At 71.5% G+C, this 19,373-nt stretch carries 16 protein-coding genes; 8 read left to right on the forward strand and 8 right to left on the reverse strand.

All coding sequences use genetic code 11. The features are described 5' to 3' along the window. The first annotated feature begins 253 nt into the window (after positions 1–253). Positions 254–1,312, forward strand: coding sequence for a hypothetical protein (locus CRP56_RS12330; RefSeq protein WP_143664897.1), 1,059 nt, complete (start codon positions 254–256; stop codon positions 1,310–1,312). A gap of 182 nt (positions 1,313–1,494) precedes the next feature. Then, positions 1,495–1,920, forward strand: coding sequence for a hypothetical protein (locus CRP56_RS47125; RefSeq protein ID WP_143664898.1), 426 nt, complete (start codon positions 1,495–1,497; stop codon positions 1,918–1,920). Between the two features lie 97 nt (positions 1,921–2,017). Here the strand turns inward: CRP56_RS47125 and CRP56_RS12335 are convergent, their stop codons facing one another. After that, positions 2,018–2,419: a hypothetical protein gene (locus tag CRP56_RS12335; protein ID WP_179850994.1), complete on the reverse strand. Its 402-nt coding sequence runs from the start codon at positions 2,417–2,419 to the stop codon at positions 2,018–2,020. 143 nt (positions 2,420–2,562) lie between these two features. Between CRP56_RS12335 and CRP56_RS12340 the strand changes: the two genes are divergently transcribed. Beyond that, positions 2,563–4,623 carry an NAD(+) synthase gene (locus tag CRP56_RS12340; RefSeq protein ID WP_097263240.1) on the forward strand — a complete coding sequence of 687 codons (2,061 nt, stop codon included), beginning with the start codon at positions 2,563–2,565 and terminating at the stop codon, positions 4,621–4,623. Between the two features lie 448 nt (positions 4,624–5,071). Here CRP56_RS12340 and CRP56_RS12345 read toward each other — a convergent pair whose 3' ends face one another. The 4 genes from CRP56_RS12345 to CRP56_RS12360 form a co-directional block, all read right to left on the reverse strand. After that, complete coding sequence (locus CRP56_RS12345; RefSeq protein WP_097263242.1) at positions 5,072–6,298, reverse strand: MFS transporter; 1,227 nt, start codon at positions 6,296–6,298, stop codon at positions 5,072–5,074. A 79-nt stretch (positions 6,299–6,377) separates the two neighbouring features. Then, positions 6,378–7,427 carry an endonuclease/exonuclease/phosphatase family protein gene (locus CRP56_RS12350; protein ID WP_097263244.1) on the reverse strand — a complete coding sequence of 350 codons (1,050 nt, stop codon included), beginning with the start codon at positions 7,425–7,427 and terminating at the stop codon, positions 6,378–6,380. A gap of 189 nt (positions 7,428–7,616) precedes the next feature. Continuing rightward, positions 7,617–8,270 (reverse strand): TetR/AcrR family transcriptional regulator, encoded by a 654-nt coding sequence (locus tag CRP56_RS12355; RefSeq protein ID WP_257040728.1) that lies wholly within the window; start codon positions 8,268–8,270, stop codon positions 7,617–7,619. A 59-nt stretch (positions 8,271–8,329) separates the two neighbouring features. Further along, the gene (locus CRP56_RS12360) at positions 8,330–9,928 is read right to left on the reverse strand and encodes an MFS transporter (RefSeq protein WP_097263245.1); all 1,599 of its coding nucleotides are present in this window, start codon (positions 9,926–9,928) and stop codon (positions 8,330–8,332) included. Positions 9,929–10,131: 203 nt separating this feature from the next. On the opposite strand from CRP56_RS12360, the gene panB reads away from it, so the two are divergent. From panB to CRP56_RS12375, 3 genes are all read left to right on the forward strand, one after another. Then, positions 10,132–10,998, forward strand: coding sequence for a 3-methyl-2-oxobutanoate hydroxymethyltransferase (gene panB, locus CRP56_RS12365; protein WP_097263247.1), 867 nt, complete (start codon positions 10,132–10,134; stop codon positions 10,996–10,998). Positions 10,999–11,159: 161 nt separating this feature from the next. Further along, on the forward strand, positions 11,160–12,185 hold the full coding sequence (locus CRP56_RS12370; RefSeq protein WP_179850995.1) for an ATP-binding cassette domain-containing protein: 1,026 nt from the start codon (positions 11,160–11,162) through the stop codon (positions 12,183–12,185). Beyond that, positions 12,182–13,012: an ABC transporter permease gene (locus CRP56_RS12375; protein WP_097263251.1), complete on the forward strand. Its 831-nt coding sequence runs from the start codon at positions 12,182–12,184 to the stop codon at positions 13,010–13,012. Before CRP56_RS12370 ends, CRP56_RS12375 begins: the two co-directional genes overlap by 4 nt. Positions 13,013–13,031: 19 nt before the next feature. On the opposite strand, the gene CRP56_RS12380 is transcribed toward CRP56_RS12375, so the two are convergent. Next, positions 13,032–16,685 carry an AfsR/SARP family transcriptional regulator gene (locus CRP56_RS12380; protein ID WP_097263253.1) on the reverse strand — a complete coding sequence of 1,218 codons (3,654 nt, stop codon included), beginning with the start codon at positions 16,683–16,685 and terminating at the stop codon, positions 13,032–13,034. 171 nt (positions 16,686–16,856) lie between these two features. Between CRP56_RS12380 and CRP56_RS12385 the strand changes: the two genes are divergently transcribed. After that, positions 16,857–17,654 (forward strand): site-2 protease family protein, encoded by a 798-nt coding sequence (locus tag CRP56_RS12385; protein ID WP_097263255.1) that lies wholly within the window; start codon positions 16,857–16,859, stop codon positions 17,652–17,654. On the opposite strand, the gene CRP56_RS47525 is transcribed toward CRP56_RS12385, so the two are convergent. Next, entirely contained in the window at positions 17,644–17,898 is a 255-nt protein-coding gene (locus tag CRP56_RS47525) for a hypothetical protein (RefSeq protein ID WP_257040733.1), read from the reverse strand. The genes CRP56_RS12385 and CRP56_RS47525 overlap by 11 nt on opposite strands. Positions 17,899–17,902: 4 nt before the next feature. Further along, positions 17,903–18,619, reverse strand: coding sequence for an NADPH-dependent F420 reductase (npdG, locus tag CRP56_RS12390; protein ID WP_097263257.1), 717 nt, complete (start codon positions 18,617–18,619; stop codon positions 17,903–17,905). A 134-nt stretch (positions 18,620–18,753) separates the two neighbouring features. Here npdG and CRP56_RS12395 point away from each other — a divergent pair, with 134 nt between their 5' ends. Further along, a complete protein-coding gene (locus tag CRP56_RS12395; protein WP_097263260.1) occupies positions 18,754–19,356 on the forward strand; it encodes a hypothetical protein in 603 nt (200 codons plus the stop codon). The last annotated feature ends 17 nt before the right edge of the window (positions 19,357–19,373 follow it).

Below are 19,373 nucleotides of genomic sequence, written 5' to 3' on the forward strand. Positions count from 1 at the left end.
CGTTCCCGACGCCGAGCGCACCAGAAAGTAAATTCACCACGAAATCAACAACCCTAAACGGCAAAACAATAAGCATGAATCGGAAAAGGTTCCTTTGCAGGAATGGGGGAATCCGCACTTGATCTTCACAGTTCTTCACTCGTAGGGTCAATGCAACCCAGGGCGGTCACGCTGCAAAAACGGGGGGCGCTGTCCGTTCTGAACCATTCACACGGACTTTGCGCTGAATTCAATTCCGCACCAAAGGAGCGTCATGTCTCGATTCCGGCCACGGTCCGTGGTCACGCTCGCCCTGTCCGCCTCACTCCTCGCCGTGGGGGGACCGGTGAGCATCGCGAACGCGGCGCCCGCCGGCTGCACGGACGCGGTGTCCGCGTTCGCCGACGGGCCCGTCTCGACGAACACCGTCAGCCCTGGCTGCGGCGGTTCGACGCCGACTCCGACCGCGTCGCCCTCCCCCTCCGCCTCCTCCACCGGCGTACCCGGAGTGACGGTCGGGGATGACGGGTGGATCACCTACTCGGACGACGCCACGAGACAGTTCGGTGTCACCGGCACCGTGACCACCGTCAACGGCACGGTCCTGAGCGACGGCACCTGCCAGTTCGACTCCTCCGACAGCGGTTCGTCGTCGTCCACGACCTACCAGCAGGAAGTCGGATACAACCCGACGACCTGCCAGGACCGGATCCTCACCGGCACGATCACTCCCACCCAGGAAGCCAGCCTGGCCTCCGGGGCGGACACCAACACCGTCGCCGAGGTGCCGCAAAGCACCTCCTCCACAGGCGACTCCAGTGCAGCCGTCGGTGCGGCCACGACGCCGTTCAACGACACCGGAGCGGCCGAGGCTGCCGCCAGCACCTCGTACAGCAACGCCCACACCAAGACGGCGTGGATCGACCCGGTCAACATCACCATCACGTCACTCACCACGAACCTGCGCTGGCCGCTGTACGGCGCCGGGGGCACGCTCACCGCTCGGAACAACGCCTACAAGTTCAAGTACGACGGCTGGTCGACCTCCGGCACACCGAGGCCGTCGATCAGCTCCGTGAGCGGTGGCTGGGGCACCGGCGGCGCCGAGACCTTCAAGAACAACGACTTCGAGGACGTCGTGCTGCTCCTGCTGGGCCCGTCCGGCTGGGCCGCCTGCGGCTTCAGCACGGACACCGCCGTCTTCAAGCACAACGTGCACGTCTACGGCTACCGCAGCGGGGCTCGCAAGTCCACGTGGAGCGACAGCAAGGCGGGCGGATGCTCGAACCTGGTGCACCACCGCACCTCGAACGGCTACGGATGGACCTCCTGAGCATGATCCGGCTCACCGGGCAGTCGTCCCGCGCGCCCCGTCCTCTGCGGACGGGCGCGTGGGGCGCAGCCCCGCTCCTGACAGCTCTACTGCTGGCAGCCACGGGATGCTCGACCGGCGCCACCGGCACGCCGGGCACCCCCGGCTCCGCCGCCGGTTCACGGCCGACGGAACCCGGCACGGTGGCCGTGCAGTACTCCACGGACCTCTTCTCCGGCCGGTTCGCCGAGGCGTCATCGCTGGTTCTACCGCGAGAGCGCGGGGTGCTGAAGGTTCTCTTCACCGGCATGACCGGTTCCTCGGTCCGGTCCCAGAACCTCGGAGTCGGGTCGGTGCACACGAAAGACGATTCCGGGACCGTCGTTCTGACCGGGAAGATGTGCAGCTCCCCGGTCATACCCAAGGGTGCGACAGTCGCACCGCACACGAACGAGAAATGCGTCGAGAACCACCGGAAAGACAGCTCGGACCCCGCGTTCAAGGTTGCGGTGTGCAAGAACTCCGGAGAATGGTACGTATGCTTTCCGAAGTTTGACGAAGCCGTACATAATGGCTCTGCTTCGACATCCTCGGGGAGTGCCGCAGCCAGCCCCTCCCCAAGCAAGTAGAACTGGGCACGAAGAAGTCGCATCGCCGATGGGACACTCCTCGTCCGGTTTTCCGGCAAGTCTGTCGACGGCCAGAAAACCGGACGATGTCCGTGAATCAGCGAGTTCCCTTGTGCCGACGGTCAAGAATCAGAAAAACCAGGAATCCGGCAGCGAAGAACAGCGCACCGGCGACAAGGAACGGCAACGGGGCGTACTCGTCGGTGCAGGTCTCCCCGCCGGCCGTCGCGTGACACACGTTCCCCGGCCCGCCCCGGTTGAGGTAGGCGAGGTAGAAGAGAGGAAGAGACAGACCGGCGAGGCCCCCGACGACGGCGTTCCGGTGCCCCTTCCGAAGCAGGAACACGGCGGCCAGGGCTCCCAGGGGGATCAAGACCAGGCCCACAGACAGCAATGCGGCCAATCCGAGCGCGACGCACCCTCCGACCGCGAGCCATGCCAGGAACCAGCCCCACTCCGACGCATGATCGTTTCGCACAGTGACGGCCTCGCGTTCCACAGCGCCTCCTGCTTGCGACTGGCCAGCAAATCCGCAGGATTCAGCATAACGCTTCGCCATGATCACGCCAAAGGTCGGGCATCGAAACCGCGGGTTCGATCCACCCCCCCCCATCGCGTCGCCCTGACGATTACACTGGCCCCGTGCTCCAGCCGAACTTCTGGTCCATCTATCAGCACGGCTTCGCGCGTGTCGCCGCCTGTACGGGCCACACCGTCATCGCCGACCCGCCCGCCAACGCCGAAGCGGTCCTGCGGCATGCGCGGCGCTGCTCGGACGAAGGGGTCGCGGTCGCGGTCTTTCCCGAGATGGTGCTGTGCGGATACTCGATCGAGGACCTGCTGCTCCAGGACGCGCTGCTCGACGAGGTCGAGGCGGCGCTCGCGACGGTGGTGGCCGGGTCCGCGGACCTGCTGCCGATCCTGGTGGTCGGCGCCCCGCTGCGGCATCGCAACCGGGTCTACAACTGCGCGGTGATCGTGCACCGCGGCCGCGTCCTCGGGGTCGTACCGAAGTCGTACCCGCCGAACTACCGCGAGTTCTACGAGCGCCGGCAGATCGGCGACGGCGCCGACGAGCGCGGCGGCTCGATCCGGGTCGGCGGCTTCGAGGTCCCGTTCGGCGTGGATCTGCTCTTCGAGGCGTCCGACGTCCCCGGTCTGGTCCTGCACGCCGAGATCTGCGAGGACATGTGGGTGCCGGTGCCGCCCAGCGCGGAGGCGGCCCTCGCCGGGGCGACCGTGCTGGTCAACCTGTCCGGCAGCCCGATCACGGTCGGGCGGGCCGAGGACCGCAAGCTGCTGTGCCGTTCGGCGTCCTCACGCTGTCTCGCGGCGTACGTCTACGCGGCGGCCGGTCTGGGCGAGTCGACCACGGACCTGTCCTGGGACGGCCAGACGATGATCTACGAGAACGGTGTACTGCTCGCGGAGACCGAACGCTTCCCGCTCGGTGACGAGTACGCGGTCGCCGACATCGACCTCGACCTGCTGCGGCAGGAGCGGCTGCGGATGGGCACGTTCGACGACAACCGCCGTACGCACGCGGCCCGCACGCGCGACTTCCGTACGGTCGGCTTCGAGCTGGACCCGCCGCTCACCGACCTCGGGCTGCGGCGGCGTCTGGAGCGCTTCCCGTTCGTGCCGGCCGACGCGGAGCGGCTCGCCCAGGACTGCTTCGAGGCGTACAACATCCAGGTCCAGGGCCTCCAGCAGCGGCTCGCCTCGATCGGCGGGGCGAAGGTCGTCATCGGTGTCTCCGGCGGCCTCGACTCCACCCACGCGCTCATCGTCGCCGCCCGCGCGATGGACCGCGCCGGGCGTCCGCGCAGCGACATCCTCGCCTGGACGCTGCCCGGCTTCGCCACCAGCGACCACACCAAGGACAACGCGCACGCCCTCATGCGCTCCCTCGGCGTCACCGCGGCGGAGCTGGACATCACGCCGACCGCGCGGCTGATGCTGGCGGAGATGGGGCACCCGTTCGCGTCCGGCGAGCCGGTGTACGACGTCACCTTCGAGAACGTCCAGGCGGGCCTGCGCACCGACTACCTCTTCCGGCTGGCCAACCAGCGCGGTGGCATCGTGCTCGGCACCGGTGACCTCTCCGAGCTGGCGCTCGGCTGGTCGACGTACGGCGTGGGCGACCAGATGAGCCACTACAACGTCAACGGCGGCGTCCCGAAGACCCTGATCCAGCACCTCATCCGGTGGGTCGTCAGCAGCGGCCAGTTCGGCGACGAGACCGGCAAGACGCTCACCGCGATCCTCGACACGGAGATCAGCCCGGAGCTGGTGCCGGGCGAGGAGATGCAGTCGACGGAGTCGAAGATCGGCCCGTACGCGCTGCACGACTTCACGCTCTTCCACGTCCTGCGGTACGGCTTCCGCCCGTCGAAGATCGCCTTCCTCGCCTGGCACGCCTGGCGGGACGCGGAGGCCGGCGCGTGGCCGCCGGGGTTCCCGGAGGCCAAGCGGGTGGCGTACGACCTGCCGGAGATCGCCGAGTGGCTGGGCGTCTTCTGCCGCCGCTACTTCGGCTTCGCCCAGTTCAAGCGCTCGGCCATGCCGAACGGCCCGAAGGTGTCGGCAGGCGGCTCCCTGTCCCCCCGCGGCGACTGGCGCGCCCCGTCGGACAGCTCGGCACGGGCATGGCTGCGCGATCTGGAACGGTTCGAGGAACTGCGCACGGCGGCGTCTTCGTAGGGCGGGTACGGCCGCCTCGTCGTAGAGCCGGTGTCGCCGTAGGGCCGGTGCGGCCGCCTCGTCGTAGAGCCGGTGTCGTCCTAGGGCCGGTGCGGCCGCCTCGTCGTAGAGCCGGTGTCGTCCTAGGGCCGGTGCGGCCGCCTCGTCGTAGAGCCGGTGTCGTCCTAGGGCCGGTGCGGCCGCTCGGACTCGGGGTCCGGTACGGCCGCTGCGGCGTGGGGGGGGGCGGGGGCGGCCGCTACGAGGGTGGGTCGGATTCGGCCGCCGCACACGCGGGCCGGATTCGGCCGCTGCGAGTGTGAGTGGCCCCGGCTCAGCGGGTGACGCCCACGGCCGGCGCGTCAGGGACGTGCGAGGCGATGACGCGTTCCCGTGCAACACCGGCACGGTCGCGCGCCGCCGCACACGCGGGCCGGATTCAGCCGCTGCGAGTGTGAGTGGCCCCGGCTCAGCGAGCGACGCCCACGGCCGGCGCGTCAGGGACGTGCGAGGCGATGACGCGTTCCCGTGCCGACACCGGTGCCGTCGCCCGGCGCCGGTCCACCAGGGCCGCCGTAGCCGCCATGCCGAGGCCGAGCACGGCGAGTGCCGCCCCCGCCAGGGCCGGGGAGGTGGCCCCGAAGCCCGCGGCCAGCGCCAGGCCGCCGATCCACGCGCCCCCGGCGTTCGCCAGGTTGAAGGCGGCCTGGTTGGCGGAGGAGGCCAGTGAGGGGGCCGAGGCGGCCTTCTCCATGACCATCAGCTGGAGCGGTGAGCCGGTGACGAAGGCGGCGACGCCGAGCAGGACCACCGCCAAGGCCGCGCTCACCGGCGTGCTCATCAGCAGCGGGAACGCGCCGAGGACCACGACCAGCGAGACCAGGCCGCCGAACAGGGTCGCCCGCATCGCGTGGTCGGCCAGCCGGCCGCCGACCAGGTTGCCGACCGTCGCGCCCACGCCGAACAGCGCGAGCAGCAGCGTGACGCTGGTGTCGGCGTACCCGGCGGAGTCGGTGAGCATCGGCGTGATGTAGCTGTACGCGGCGAAGAGCGCGCCGAACCCGGCGACGGTCGTGCCGAGGGCGAGCCAGACCGGGAGGGACTTCAGGGCCGCGAGCTCGCCGCGCAGGCCGCCGTGCGCGGGGGCCACGCGGTCGTGCGGGATCAGCGCGGCCAGGGCCGCGATCGCGGCGAGGCCGATGGCGCTCACCCCGAGGAACGTGGCCCGCCAGCCCAGGTGCTGGCCCATGAGCGTGGCGACCGGCACACCGGCGATGTTGGCGACGGTCAGCCCGAGGAACATCAGCGACACCGACCGGGCCTTGCGCTCGGGCGCGACCATGGTCGTGGCGACGACCGCGCCGACGCCGAAGAAGGCGCCGTGCGGCAGGCCGCTGAGGAAGCGGGCAACCAGCAGCCAGTGGTGGTCCGGCGCGAAGGCGGAGGCCGCGTTGCCGGCTACGAACAGCGCCATCAGCGCGATGAGGACCGTACGACGGGACATGCGCGCGGTGACCGCGGCGAGCAGCGGGGCGCCGATGACGACGCCGAGCGCGTACGCCGAGACCAGGTGGCCGGCGGTGGGGAGGGAGACGTGCAGGTCGTCCGCGACCTCGGGCAGCAGGCCCATCATGACGAACTCGGTGGTGCCGATGCCGAATGCGCCCACGGCGAGGGCGAGCAGGGCGAGGGGCATGAAGGGCCTTTCGGGGTTGTTCCGGGGTGCTTATGTTCACCTTCGGAACAAAGCCTGGCAGGCCCAGTATTCCAGACGGTTACGACGACGTGTCCACCGTCAGGCGGGCGGCCACGGGGAGGTGGTCGCTGCCCGTCTCCGGCAGCGTCCACGAGCTCTCCGGCTCGACGCCCTTGACCAGGATCTGGTCGATCCGCGCCATCGGGAACGAGGCCGGCCAGCTGAACCCGAACCCACTTCCGGCCGCGCCCTGCGTGGAGCGCAGCTGGGAGGTGACGGCGTTGAGGGCGCGGTCGTTCATGGTGCCGTTGAGGTCGCCCAGCAGCACGACCCGCTCCAGCGGCTCGTCGGCGATGGCCTCGCCCAGCGCGTCGGCGCTCTTGTCGCGCTGCCGGGCGGTGAAACCGGCCTCCATCTTCACGCGGACCGAGGGCAGGTGGGCGACGTAGAAGGCGACCTGCCCCTCGGGCGTGGTCACCGTGGCCCGCATGGCGCGGGTCCAGCCCAGCTTGATGTCGACCGGCTTGACCCCGCTCAGCGGGTACTTGCTCCACAGCCCGACGGTGCCCTGCACCGAGTGGTACTTGTACGTCCCCGCCAGTGCCTTCTCGTACGTCGGCACCGCCGCGGAGGTCAGCTCCTCCAGGGCGACGACGTCCGCGCCGGAGGCCGCCACGCCACGGGCGGTCTCGGACGGGTCGGGATTGTCGGCGTTCACGTTGTGCGTGGCCACCGTGAGCTCGCCGCCGGCGCCCGCCTTGTCGGTGAGCAGCCCGCCGAAGAGGTTGAGCCAGACGGCCGCCGGGAGGATCACCGCGATCAGGGCGGTCGCCGACTTCCGTACGAAGGCGAGGACCAGCAGCACCGGGACCAACAGGCCCAGCCAGGGCAGGAAGGTCTCCGTGAGGCTGCCGAGGTTGCCGATGGCGTTGGGGATGCGGGAGTGCATCAGCATGATCAGCGCGAGGACCAGGGCCAGGGCGGCGAGGACGAGACCGCGCCGCCAGATCCGCGGGTCGCCGCGCCAGGGGCCGGTCAGTCTGTCCAGCAGGCGTCGGAACCTGGAGCCCCGGCGCTCGGGTCCCGAGCCGCCGTTGTCCGTCTCCTCCATGTACGCCTGCTGCGCCATACCGCGTCGCCTCACTGCCTGCCGTGCATCCGTCCGTCCCCCGACGTAACTCAAGACCCTAGGGGATGATCGGTTCCGATCCTGCCGTCCCATGACGGCCGTACCCGCACGAGGACGTACAAGTCGCCGTTCGGAGTTCCGGACACGGCCGTGGAAAGCGCCGTCTGTGACGAAACGCGCACATCGGGGTTACGGGGTCGGCGAACTGACGGACGATGAGCTGACGGGCCGTAGACCTTCCAGGACGGCGTCGACGATCTGCTCGGAGAGCCCCTCGGGCAGGTCGGCGTCCGGGCGCATGATGGCGCGCACCAGCATCGGGCCGACGAACAGGTCGTTGACGAGTTCCAGGTCGATGTCGGCGCGGAGTTCGCCGTTGTCCCGGCCGCGGCGCAGGACGTCGAGGCCGACACGACGCCGGGGGGCGACGACGGCGTCGTGATAGGCGGCCCAGATCTTCGGGCTCTGCTTCATCTGGGCGTAGACGTTGTGCAGGATCGCCGAGGTACGGGTGATCAGCCCGCGCTGCCGCAACGACTCCAGCAGGACGACGATGTCGTCGCGCATGGAGGTGCCGGGCAGCGGCGGGTCCGGCGGCTCGGCGGTCCGGACGACGTCGACGAAGAGCTCCTCCTTGCCGCTCCACCGCCGGTAGATGGCGGCCTTGCCGACGCCTGCGGTACGGGCGATCCGCTCGATGGACAGCTCCGCGAGCGGGACGCCGTCCTCCAGCAGCTTCATCACCCCTTCGACGATGGCCCGCTCGACGGCTTCGCTGCGGGGACGCCCGCGGGCGGGGGCGGTGGGGCGGAGGGTGCCTCCGGCTTCGGCGAGGCTGGTCACGTCGCTGCGTCCCTTCTGTGGTCCGAGGTGATTGTCCCCCCACTGACACGGGCGCCCGGCTACTCCGTCGCCGTCACCAACTCCCGCCCCTGCTCGTCCTTCTCGTCGGCCGGCGGCCGGCCCGGCAGGAACACGGCGCACACGACCGCGCCGAGCACCGCGACGCCCGCGCCCCACAGCGCGGTGACGTGCATGGCGTGCAGGAAGGCGTCGTGGGCCGGGGCGATGAGCGCCTCGCCCCGGGGGCCGAGCTTCTCGGCGACGCCGAGGGTGGCCTCGATGGACTCGCCCGCGGTGTGCCGGGCGCCGGCCGGGAGCAGGCCGAGCTTGTCCTCGATGCCGTTGCGGTAGGCCGTGGAGAGGACCGAGCCGAGGACGGCGATGCCGAGGGCGCCGCCGAGCTGCCGGAAGGTGTTGCTCAGCGCGGACGCGGAACCGGCCTTCTCGCGCGGCAGCGCCTGCATGATGACGACGCTGACCGGGGTCATGATGTGCGCCATGCCGGCACCCATGAGGAAGAACACGACCTCCAGGAGCCAGATCGGGGTGTCCGCCTCGAACGCCGCGAACGCGGCGAGGGTCGCGGCGATGACCAGCAGCCCGGCGGTGGTGGTGGCCCTGTTGCCGAACCGGTCGACCACCAGCCGGGCCCGCGGCGCGAAGATCATCTGCGCGGCGGCGAGCGGCAGCATCAGCAGACCGGTCTGCAGCGGCGAGTACCCGCGCACGCTCTGGGTGTAGAAGACGGAGAAGAACGTCACGCCCATCAGCGCGAAGAAGACCAGCGCGATGGCGCCGATCGCGGCCGAGAAGACCTTGTTCTTGAAGTAGGTGACGTCGATGGAGGGGTGGTCGCTGCGCTTCTCGAACACCACGAACGCGACGAGCACGACGAGACCGGCGCCGATGGTCGACAGCACCTTCGGGTCCGTGAAGTCGGCGAGCTGGCCGCCCTTGATGATGCCGTAGACGAGCAGGACCAGGCCGACCACCGACAGGACGACGCCCACGGGGTCGACGCGCCCCGGGTTGGGGTCGCGGGAGTCCGGAACCAGCCACAGCATCAGCCCGAGCGCGAGCACCACGATCGGTACGTTGATGAGGAAGACCGAGCCCCACCAGAAGTGGTCGAGGAGCACACCGCCGGTGATCGGCCCGATGGCGATCGCGAGGCCGACGCCGCCGGCCCAGATGCCGATCGCCTTGGGCTGCTCCTCGCGCTCGAAGACGTTCATGAGGACGGCGAGCGTGGCGGGCATCACGAAGGCGGCGCCGAGCCCCATCACCGCGCGGAAGGCGATGAGCTGCTCCGGCGACCCGGAGGAGGCGGCGAGGGCGGAGCCGATGCCGAACACGGCGAGCCCGCCGAGCAGCACCCGCTTGCGGCCGAGCCGGTCCCCGAGGAGCCCGGCGCTGAACAGCAGGCCAGCGAAGACGAGGGTGTAGGCGTTGATCGCCCATTCCAGCTCGCTCTGGGTGGCGCCCAGGCCGGTCGGGGCGGGGGTCGAGATCGTCTTGATCGCGACGTTCAGGATCGAGTTGTCGAGCACCACGATCAGCAGGCTCAGCATCAGCACGCCGAGGATCGCCCAGCGGCGCCGGTGCACGGCCTCGGGAATACGGGAGCCGGTCAAGGCGGGGTCGGCAGGAGAAGTCATACGGTCGAGACTAGACCCATTCCGATACGGCACCGTCTCGTATCGGAATTCTTTACGGAGACCTTAAGAACGAGCCGTGCCCCGCTCGACGCGTGACCCACGTCCCCTCACCCGGTCTGGCCGCGCGTGACACGAGGTGCCACCATGGAGGTGATCCGGGGACGCCGTCAGGGCGCCTCGAGATGACTGAAGGAGCCGTTGCCATGACGCAGCTTTCGGCTGCCCCGACGAAGCCCTCCGACGGCAGCAAAGCGCTGTACGGGGGGAAGGGCACCCGCCGCATCACCGTCCGCGACATCGCCCTCGCCAAGGAACGCGGCGAGAAGTGGCCCATGCTCACCGCCTACGACTCGTCCACGGCGGCCGTCTTCGACGAGGCCGGCATCCCGGTCCTGCTCGTCGGGGACTCCGCGGGCAACACCCACCTCGGCTACGAGTCGACCGTGCCGGTCACCCTCGACGAGATGACCATGCTCTCGGCCGCCGTCGTCCGCGGTACGTCCCGCGCGCTCATCGTCGGCGACCTGCCCTTCGGCACCTACCAGGAGGGCCCGGTGCAGGCGCTGCGCTCGGCGACCCGGATGGTCAAGGAGGCCGGGGTCGGCGCGGTCAAGCTGGAGGGCGGTGAGCGGTCGTACGACCAGATCCGGCTCCTCGTCGAGTCCGGCATCCCGGTGATGGCCCACATCGGCCTCACCCCGCAGTCCGTCAACGCCATGGGCTACCGCGTCCAGGGCCGCGGCGAGGAGGCGGCGGCGCAGCTGCTGCGCGACGCCAAGGCCGTGCAGGACGCCGGTGCCTTCGCGGTCGTCCTGGAGCTGGTCCCGGCGGAGCTCGCGGCCGAGGTCACGCGCACGCTGCACATCCCGACCGTCGGCATCGGCGCGGGTGCGGAGACGGACGCGCAGGTCCTGGTGTGGACCGACATGCTCGGCCTCACCGGCGGGCGGGTGCCGAAGTTCGTGAAGCAGTACGCCGACCTCCGCGCGGTCATGGGCGACGCGGTGAAGGCGTTCGCGGAGGACGTGGTCGGCGGGACGTTCCCGCAGGAAGAGCACAGCGTCCACTAGAGCCACTGCGGCACAGAGGCAGCCCGCCGACTTCCCCCATCGGCGGGCTGCTGCGCGTTTTGCGGCCGTCGGCGGGACAAAAATCTGTGGTGTCGGCGGTCTGTCGGCGCTGTCGGTGGGCTGTCGGTCGTTTGTCGGTGGGCCCTGGCACCGTTCTCGGCATGACGCGAATCGACAACAACCGCAGCGGCGCCGACATCGCCGTCTCCGTGCGGGGACTGGTCAAGCACTACGGCGAGACCAAGGCGCTGGACGGCGTCGACCTGGACGTGCGCGAGGGCACCGTGATGGGTGTGCTCGGGCCGAACGGCGCCGGCAAGACCACCCTCGTACGGATCCTGTCCACCCTTCTCTCCCCCGACTCCGGCCTCGCGACGGTCGCCGGGTACGACGTCGTCCGGCAGCCGCGGCAGCTGCGCCGGGTGATCGGGCTCACCGGCCAGTACGCCTCGGTCGACGAGAAGCTCCCCGGCTGGGAGAACCTCTACATGATCGGCCGGCTGCTGGACCTGCCCCGCAAGGAGGCCCGCCGGCGGGCCGACGAGCTGCTGGAGCGGTTCTCGCTCACCGACGCCGCCAAGCGCCCGGCGAGCACCTACTCGGGCGGTATGCGCCGCCGTCTCGACCTGGCCGCCTCCATGATCGGGCACCCGGCGGTGCTCTTCCTCGACGAGCCGACCACCGGCCTCGACCCGCGCACCCGCAACGAGGTGTGGGACGAGGTCAAGCGGATGGTCGGCGACGGGGTCACCGTCCTGCTCACCACCCAGTACATGGAGGAGGCCGAGCAGCTCGCCTCCGAGCTGACCGTCGTGGACCGCGGCAAGGTCATCGCGGGCGGCGGCATCGAGGAGCTGAAGGCGAAGGTCGGCGGCCGGACCCTGCGGGTGCGCCCCGCCGATCCGCTGCAGCTGCGCCCGCTCGCCGGGCACCTCGACGCGCTCGGCATCACCGGCCTGGCCACCACCACCGTCGACCCGGGGTCCGGCTCCCTGCTGGTGCCGATCCTGAGCGACGAACAGCTCACCGCCGTGGTCGGCGCGGTCACCGCGCGCGGCATCACGGTCTCCAGCATCACCACCGAACTGCCCAGCCTGGACGAGGTGTTCCTGTCCCTCACCGGCCACCGCGCCAGTGCCCCGCAGGACACCGTGCCCACCGAGACCCGCGAGGAGGTCGCCGTATGAGCGCCGCCACCCTTACCGCCGACAGCGCCGCCAAGTCCGTCGACGACGTCCGTATCCCGCTGCGCGGGCATCTGCGGCACACCGGCGCCCTGATCCGCCGCAACCTGCTGTGGATCCGCCAGGACCCCGAGTCGATGGCCGACGCGCTGCTGATGCCGGTCATCTTCACCCTGCTGTTCGTGTTCGTCTTCGGCGGCTCGATCGGGCAGGCGCTGGGCGGCGGTCAGGACCAATACGTCCAGTACGTCATCCCCGGCATGATCGCGATGATGAGCATGACGCTCTCCCAGGGCGTCGGCACCGGGTTCAGCCAGGACTTCAACTCCGGTGTCATGGACCGGTTCCGGTCGCTGCCGATCGGGCGCGGCTCGGTGCTGTTCGCGAAGATCTCCGTCGAGCTGATGCGGATGCTGTTCGCGACGACCGTGCTGATGCTGGTCTCGGTCGCCGTCGGCTTCGACATCACCAACTGGCCCGGCCTGTTCGCGACCGTCGCGCTGGCCACCGCGTTCGCCTCGTCGATCATGTGGGTGTTCCTCACCCTGGGCGTGGTCATGAAGAGCGCGCAGTCCGTGCAGGCGATGGGCTTCCTGGTGCTGTTCCCGCTCCAGTTCGGCTCGTCGATCTTCGCGCCCACGACCTCGATGCCGGGCTGGCTGCAGACCTTCACCGACTACAACCCGCTGTCCACGCTGGCGGACGCCGCGCGCGGACTGATGGTGGGCGGTCCCGTCGCCCACGACCTGTGGGTGACGATCGGCTGGTCGGTGGCGATCACCGCGGTGATGGCGCCGGTGGCGATCCACAAGTTCCGTACGAAGAGCTGACGTCGGCCGGTGGCGCGGTTCAGACGAGGGCGGCGGCCTCCCCGGGGGAGAGACCGGCGCCCTCGTCGTACGCCGTGGTGTAGGCCGCGTCGCCGAGCAGCGCACGCAGTTGCCGCTCGGCCCGCTCGCGGGGCTCCCGTTCGTAGGCCGGCATGACGCGGCCGGCCGGCAGCAGCGCGTCGCCGGCCGCGAGGCAGCGGGCCCCGTCCGCGGCGCGGCCGACGCCTGCCAGGCCGAGCGCGGCGATGTGCAGGTACTGGGCGCGCATGTGCGGGGCGATGGCCTGGGACAGCGGGTCCTCGGCCCTGCCCAGCGCCTGGCGGACCTTGTCGAGGCAGGCTTCGAAGGAGCCGGCGGCCGCTTCCACGTGGGACTCCGCGCCGAGGATGAAGGCGTCGAAGATGATGAAGTGGGAGATGCCGAACTCCTCGCGCAGCAGCCGGACCTGCTCGCGCGCCTCGGCCACCCGGCCGGTCTGGGCGAGCCGGGCGGAGAGGAAGAGCCGGGCGGCGGGCAGCGCCTCATTGTGGCCGTTGTCGTTGGAGGCGAGCACCTCGCGCAGCAGCAGCTCTCCCCGCTCGGGCTCCGACTCCATCAGGACGCTGCCGAGCCGGGCCTTGAGCACGGCCTGCTGGGCGCGGGCGCCGAGCCGGGCGGCGAGGTCGATGCCGGCCTCGTAGTCGGCCGCGGCCTCGCCCCAACGGCCCTTGCGCTCATGGGACTCGGCCCGCGCGGCGAGCGCCTCGGCGGTGCCCCACAGGTCGCCGAGGCGCTCGTAGATCGCCAGTGCCTCGTCGGCGTCCGCGATGGCGTCTCCCTCCCAGTCGATGCGGTGGGCGAACAGGTTGGCCCGCCATTGCAGGCTCGCGGCGAGCTCCCAGTCGTATCCGGGGGTCTCGCGGGAGGTGCGCACGGTCTCGTCGAGGATCAGCCGCAGCCGCTCCATGTCCCCGGTGAGCATGACGGCGAAGAGCCACAGGGAGCCGGGGATGCGGCAGGTCTGCGGCATCCCGGGCTCGTACGTCTGGGCGATGGACCGGAGTTTCACCTGCGCCGCCTCGGTCTGCCAGGCCTCCAACTCGGTGTCCATGCAGGCGAGATGGGTCAGATGCAGACCGCGCCGGGCCTCCTCGAGCACCTCTCCGGTCCAGGGCGGCGGCGTGTCCGTGCAGCGCTGCCAGACCGGCTGCGCGGGGCGGACGGGCTCGGGGAACGGGTCGGGGCCGAGGCCCATGATCTCCCGGGACCAGTTGCGGGCCTCGATCTTCAGATCGCGCATCTGCCAGTACCAGCCCAGCGACAGGACCAGGCAGAGCCCTTCCTGCTCGTCGTGTTCGGCGACGGCGAGCCGCAGGGCGGTGCGCAGGTTCTCGTACTCGCGCTCCAGCAGGCCGATGGCGGCGAGCTGGCCCGGGCCGCGGAGCAACTGGTCGGTGGTGCGGGCGAGTTCGCGGTAGTACGTGAGGTGCGCGCGCCCGGCCTCGGCCCGCCGGCCGCTCTCGTCGAGGCGCTCACTCGCGTACTCGGCGACGGTCTCCAGGAGCCGGTAGCGCATCTCCCCGCGCTCCGAAGGGGCGGCCACCACGAGGGACTTGTCGACGAGCGAGCCGAGCGCGTCCAGAGCGGCCGGACCGCACACGGCCTCGGCGGCGGCGAGGTCGCAGCCGCCGGCGAACACCGACAGCCGCCGCAGCACGTCCCGTTCTGCCTCGTCCAGCAGCTCCCAGGACCAGTCGACGACGGCGCGCAGGGTCTGCTGGCGGGGCAGCAGGGTGCGGCTGCCGGAGGTGAGCAGCCGGAACCGGTCGTCGAGCCGGTCGGCGATCTGACGCGGCGTCAACATCCTTAGCCGGGCGGCCGCGAGCTCGATGCCGAGCGGGAGTCCGTCGAGGCGTCGGCAGATCTCGGCGCAGGCCGCGGCGGTCTCCTCGTCGGCCTCGACCCGGAAGCCGGGCCGGGCGGCGGCCCCGCGGTCGGCGAGCAGCCGCAGCGCGACGGGCTCGGGCAGCGGGTCGACCGGCCGCAGCAACTCCCCCGGTACGCCGAGGGGTTCACGGCTGGTGGCCAGCACCGTCAGCTGCGGGCACCGCTCCAGGAGCGCCTCCGTCAGCCGGGCGGCGGCCTCGACGACGTGCTCGCAGTTGTCGAGGATCAGCAGCATCCGCCGCCTGCCGCAGTGCTCGACGAGCCGCTCGACCGGGTCGTCGTGCCGCTCGTTCCCGGCCCGCATCGCCTCGGCGCCGGCCCCGTACAGCACGGTGTCGCGGGCGCCGACGGCGGTGAGCACGGCCTGCGGCACGTCGTCGGGGTCGTCGACGGGAGCGAGCTCGACCAGCCACACCCCGTCCGGCGCCGCGCCCCGCACGGTCTCGGCCGCCTCCTGAGACAACCGCGTCTTCCCGGCGCCGCCAGGCCCGAGCAAGGTGACGAGCCGAGCGGCGACGAGATCCCCCCGGATGGCCTCGATGTCGGCCTCGCGGCCTACGAAGGAGGTGAGACGGGCGCGGAGGTTGCCAGAGGTGGGGAGGCCTCCCGCGGTGCGCCCGGACGCGTCGGCCGAGGCGACGGACGGCGACGACGCGACCGCGTCCTGAGGTGCCGCGGGCCACTGGCCTGCGGCCGCCCCGCGGTCGGCCATCGGGCGCCGGTCGGCCGTCGGGCGCTGGTCGGCCATCGGGCGCTGGTCGGCCGCCGGGCCTTGGTCGGCCGTCGGGCCCCAACCCGCCGCCGGCCCGTGGTCTACCGCCGGGCCCCAACCCGCCGCCGAGCCCTGGTCTACCGCCGGGCGCTGGTCGGCCGCCGGGTCCTGGTCGGCCGCCGGGCCCCAACCCGCCGCCGAGCTCCAACCCGCCGTCGGCCCCGCGTCCACCACGGCCCCGCGCCCAACTGGCGACCCTTGCCCCGCAATCGGTCCCCGCCTCGCGGCCGGGCCCCGTCCCGCCGACCCGTTGGCCAGCAACTCCCCGTGCAGTGCTCGCAGTTCCGGCCCGGGGTCTGCTCCCAACCGGTCCGCCAGCAGTCGGCGCACGTTCTCGTAGGCGGCCAGGGCCTCCGCCGTGCGGCCCGCGTCGCGCAGGGCGCGTAGGCGGAGGGACTGGAGGGGCTCGTCGAGGGGGTGGCTGTCGCAGAGAGCCGTCAGTTCGGGGAGGGACTGTTCGGCGTGGCCGAGGGCGAGCGCGGCGGTGTGGCGGGCCCGCAGGGCGTCCAGGCGCCGGGCCTCCCAACGGGCCGACTCGGCGGTGCGGTCGGGCAGGTCGGCGAGGGCCGGGCCGCGCCACAGGGCCAGGGCGTCGTCGAGGACGCCGGCCGCCTTGGTCGCGTCGCCGTCGGCCAGCGCGCGGGCGCCCTCGCCGGTGAGCCGGTCGAAGCGGTGCAGGTCGATCTCGTCGGGGGCGGCGACGAGCCGGTAGCCGCCGTCCACGGAGGCGACGGCGTCCGCGCCGAGGGCCCTGCGCAGCCGCCCCACCAGCGCCTGGAGGGCGGCAGGCGCGTCGGCGGGCGGGTCGCCGCCCCACACCTCGGCGACCAGCAGCCCCACGGTCACGGTGCGGCCGGGCCGCAGCGCCAGCACGGTCAACAGGGCACGCAGCCGCGTCCCGCCGACCGGAAGGGGGGTGCCGTCGGAACGGAGTGCCTGGGTGGTGCCGAGGATGCGATAGCGCACGGGGTCCATTGTCTCTGGTAGTTCGAGGGCCGGTCACCGGGTCACGAAGGCGGCCCGCCGCGGCCGGCTCACCTCGTCCCCCACCTTCTACGGAACCGATGGCCGCCCGCGAGACGTTTTCCTCGTACGCCCGGTACGGTCGGGCAGTCCCACAGCGCGTACGAGAGTCGGGGGAACCCCATGACAGCCACTGCCGCCCGCCGCAGCGACCGGCGGATCAGCCCCGTCTTCGCGGGGATCCTCGCCGTGACGGCGGTGACCGGGTGGGCGACCTGGACCGGGTTCGCGGAGCAGCCCGGGGTGGCGGTGTTCCTGTTCGTGACGGCCGCGTGGATCGTCTCCCTGTGTCTGCACGAGTACGCACACGCGCGTACCGCCCTGCACAGCGGTGACATCTCGGTCGGCTCGAAGGGCTATCTGACCCTGAACCCGCTGAAGTACACCCACGCCCTGCTCAGCATCGTCCTGCCCGTGCTCTTCGTCATCATGGGCGGGATCGGGCTGCCGGGTGGCGCGGTGTTCATCGAGCGCGGGCGGATCCGGGGGCGGTGGAAGCACAGCCTGATCTCGGCGGCCGGGCCGCTGACCAACGTGCTGTTCGCGGCCGTGTGCACCGCCCCGTTCTGGCTCGACGCCCTGGACGGCGTGCCGGCCGACTTCCGGTTCGCGCTCGCCTTCCTCGCCCTGCTCCAGGTGACGGCGGCGATCCTGAACTTCCTGCCGGTCCCGGGCCTGGACGGCTACGGCGTCATCGAGCCCTGGCTGTCGTACAACATCAAGCGCCAGGTGGAGCCGTTCGCGCCGTTCGGCCTGCTGTTCGTCTTCGCGCTGCTGTGGGTGCCGTCGGTCAACCACGCGTTCTTCGACCTGATCGACTCGATCCTGGCGGGCCTCGGGATCAGCGACTTCGAGACCTACTGCGGCCAGGACCTGTACCGGTTCTGGCAGACCAGCGACTTCTGCTCGGTCAGCTCGTGACCTTGCGCCGCTTCACGTAGTACCAGCACATGTTGCTGGACAGCCCCGCGAGCAGCACCCAGATGATCCCGAGGAAGCTGCCCTGCGCGAACGAGACGACCGCCGCGGCGACGGCGAGCAGGCAGACGATCAGGGCGTAGACGGCGAGGCGGGGCATGGGGGCGATTCTCCTGTCGAGACCGGTCGGGGGACACTGCCGCGCTGCAGCGACACTGCTGCGCCACGGGCATCCAGTGTCCCCCATCCCCTCACACGTCCGTGACGCGCAGCCCCGCGTGTGCCTTGTAGCGGCGGTTCACGGAGATCAGGTTGGCGACCAGCGACTCCACCTGGTGGGCGTTGCGCAGCCGGCCCGCGAAGACGCCGCGCATGCCGGGGATGCGGCCGGCGAGGGCCTGGACGATCTCGACGTCGGCGCGCTCCTCGCCCAGCACCATGACGTCGGTGTCGATCTCGTCGATCTCCGGGTCCTGGAGCAGGACGGCCGACAGGTGGTGGAAGGCGGCGGCGACCCGGGAGTCGGGCAGCAGGGCGGCGGCCTGCTCGGCGGCGCTGCCCTCCTCCGGCTTGAGGGCGTAGGCGCCCTTCTTGTCGAAGCCGAGCGGGTTGACGCAGTCGACGACCAGCTTCCCGGTGAGTTCCTCGCGCAGCGACTCCAGCGTCTTGCCGTGCCCGTCCCACGGCACGGCGACGATCACGATGTCGCTGCGCCGCGCGGTCTCGGCGTTGTCGGCGCCCTCGACCCCGTGCCCGAGCTCGGCGGCGGCGGCCTGCGCGCGGTCGGCGGCCCGCGAGCCGATGATCACCTTCTGGCCGGCCTTGGCGAGCCGGTAGGCGAGGCCCTTGCCCTGCGGGCCGGTCCCGCCGAGCACGCCGACGACGAGGCCGGAGACGTCGGGGAGGTCCCAGGGGTCCTTGGCGGGCGCCTTCGCGGGGGTCTGTGCAGCACTGTCGGTAGAGGTCATGGGCTGACTTTACGTGCGCCTCCCGCACCCCGGCCGATCAGGTGAGCGCGGGGGCCCGCTCCCCCGGACCGATACGGGCGAATTCGAAGGGAACCCGGGGTCACGGGCGGCAGGTTGCGGCAGGATGCGGTCGCATGGACGCCGTACGGGTCGCGTTGCTGCGCGAAGTGCTCGCCGGGACCGAGTGGCTGGGGACGACCCGGCGGTTCGCGGGGGTGCTGCGCGGGTCGGTGGTCTCGCACGGGGGCGGGCTGCTGCTGGTCGGCACCCCGGAGTACGAGCCCTGGCATCTCGCGGCGCATCTGGTGGACGAGGCGGCCTGGTCCGGCACTCCGGAGCTGGCCCCCACCCTCGTACGGCATGACGCGCGGCCCTCCGATCCGGCCCATCTGGCCGTCGGCCCCGGCCGGTTGGCGGCGGCGCGGCGCGGCGAGACGCTGCTGGTGGTGGCGCCGGAGGAGCCGGGCGCCCCGCTGCTGGAGCGGGTGCACGACGCCCGGCGGGCCGGGGCGACCGTCCTCGCCCTCGGCCCCGGCGAGGGCGGACTGGCGGCGATGGCGCACGAGTCGCTGGCGGTGCCGGAGGGCACGGACCTCGATCTGGACACCGTGCAGCATCTGGTGAGCGCGGCGGCCGGGGAGAACGCCCTGCCCGCGCCGCGCGGCCCGCGCCGCTTTTGGGACCGGCTCTCCCGGCTGACGGAACAGCTGACGGCACCGCCGCCGGCGCGCTGGTAGCGGGAAATTCGGTTGCC

The sequence above is a fragment of the Streptomyces sp. TLI_55 genome (assembly GCF_900206255.1).
Lineage (GTDB): Bacteria > Actinomycetota > Actinomycetes > Streptomycetales > Streptomycetaceae > Streptomyces > Streptomyces aquilus.

Coding starts and splice junctions, on each gene's coding strand:
- CRP56_RS12330 (WP_143664897.1), top strand. CDS start 254: ATGTCTCGATTCCGGCCACGGTCCGTGGTCACGCTCGCCCTGTCCGCC.
- CRP56_RS12345 (WP_097263242.1), bottom strand. CDS start 6,298: ATGCCCCTCGCCCTGCTCGCCCTCGCCGTGGGCGCATTCGGCATCGGC.
- CRP56_RS12350 (WP_097263244.1), bottom strand. CDS start 7,427: ATGGCGCAGCAGGCGTACATGGAGGAGACGGACAACGGCGGCTCGGGA.
- CRP56_RS12360 (WP_097263245.1), bottom strand. CDS start 9,928: ATGACTTCTCCTGCCGACCCCGCCTTGACCGGCTCCCGTATTCCCGAG.
- panB (WP_097263247.1), top strand. CDS start 10,132: ATGACGCAGCTTTCGGCTGCCCCGACGAAGCCCTCCGACGGCAGCAAA.
- CRP56_RS12370 (WP_179850995.1), top strand. CDS start 11,160: ATGACGCGAATCGACAACAACCGCAGCGGCGCCGACATCGCCGTCTCC.
- CRP56_RS12375 (WP_097263251.1), top strand. CDS start 12,182: ATGAGCGCCGCCACCCTTACCGCCGACAGCGCCGCCAAGTCCGTCGAC.
- CRP56_RS12380 (WP_097263253.1), bottom strand. CDS start 16,685: ATGGACCCCGTGCGCTATCGCATCCTCGGCACCACCCAGGCACTCCGT.
- CRP56_RS12385 (WP_097263255.1), top strand. CDS start 16,857: ATGACAGCCACTGCCGCCCGCCGCAGCGACCGGCGGATCAGCCCCGTC.
- CRP56_RS47525 (WP_257040733.1), bottom strand. CDS start 17,898: ATGGGGGACACTGGATGCCCGTGGCGCAGCAGTGTCGCTGCAGCGCGG.
- npdG (WP_097263257.1), bottom strand. CDS start 18,619: ATGACCTCTACCGACAGTGCTGCACAGACCCCCGCGAAGGCGCCCGCC.
- CRP56_RS12395 (WP_097263260.1), top strand. CDS start 18,754: ATGGACGCCGTACGGGTCGCGTTGCTGCGCGAAGTGCTCGCCGGGACC.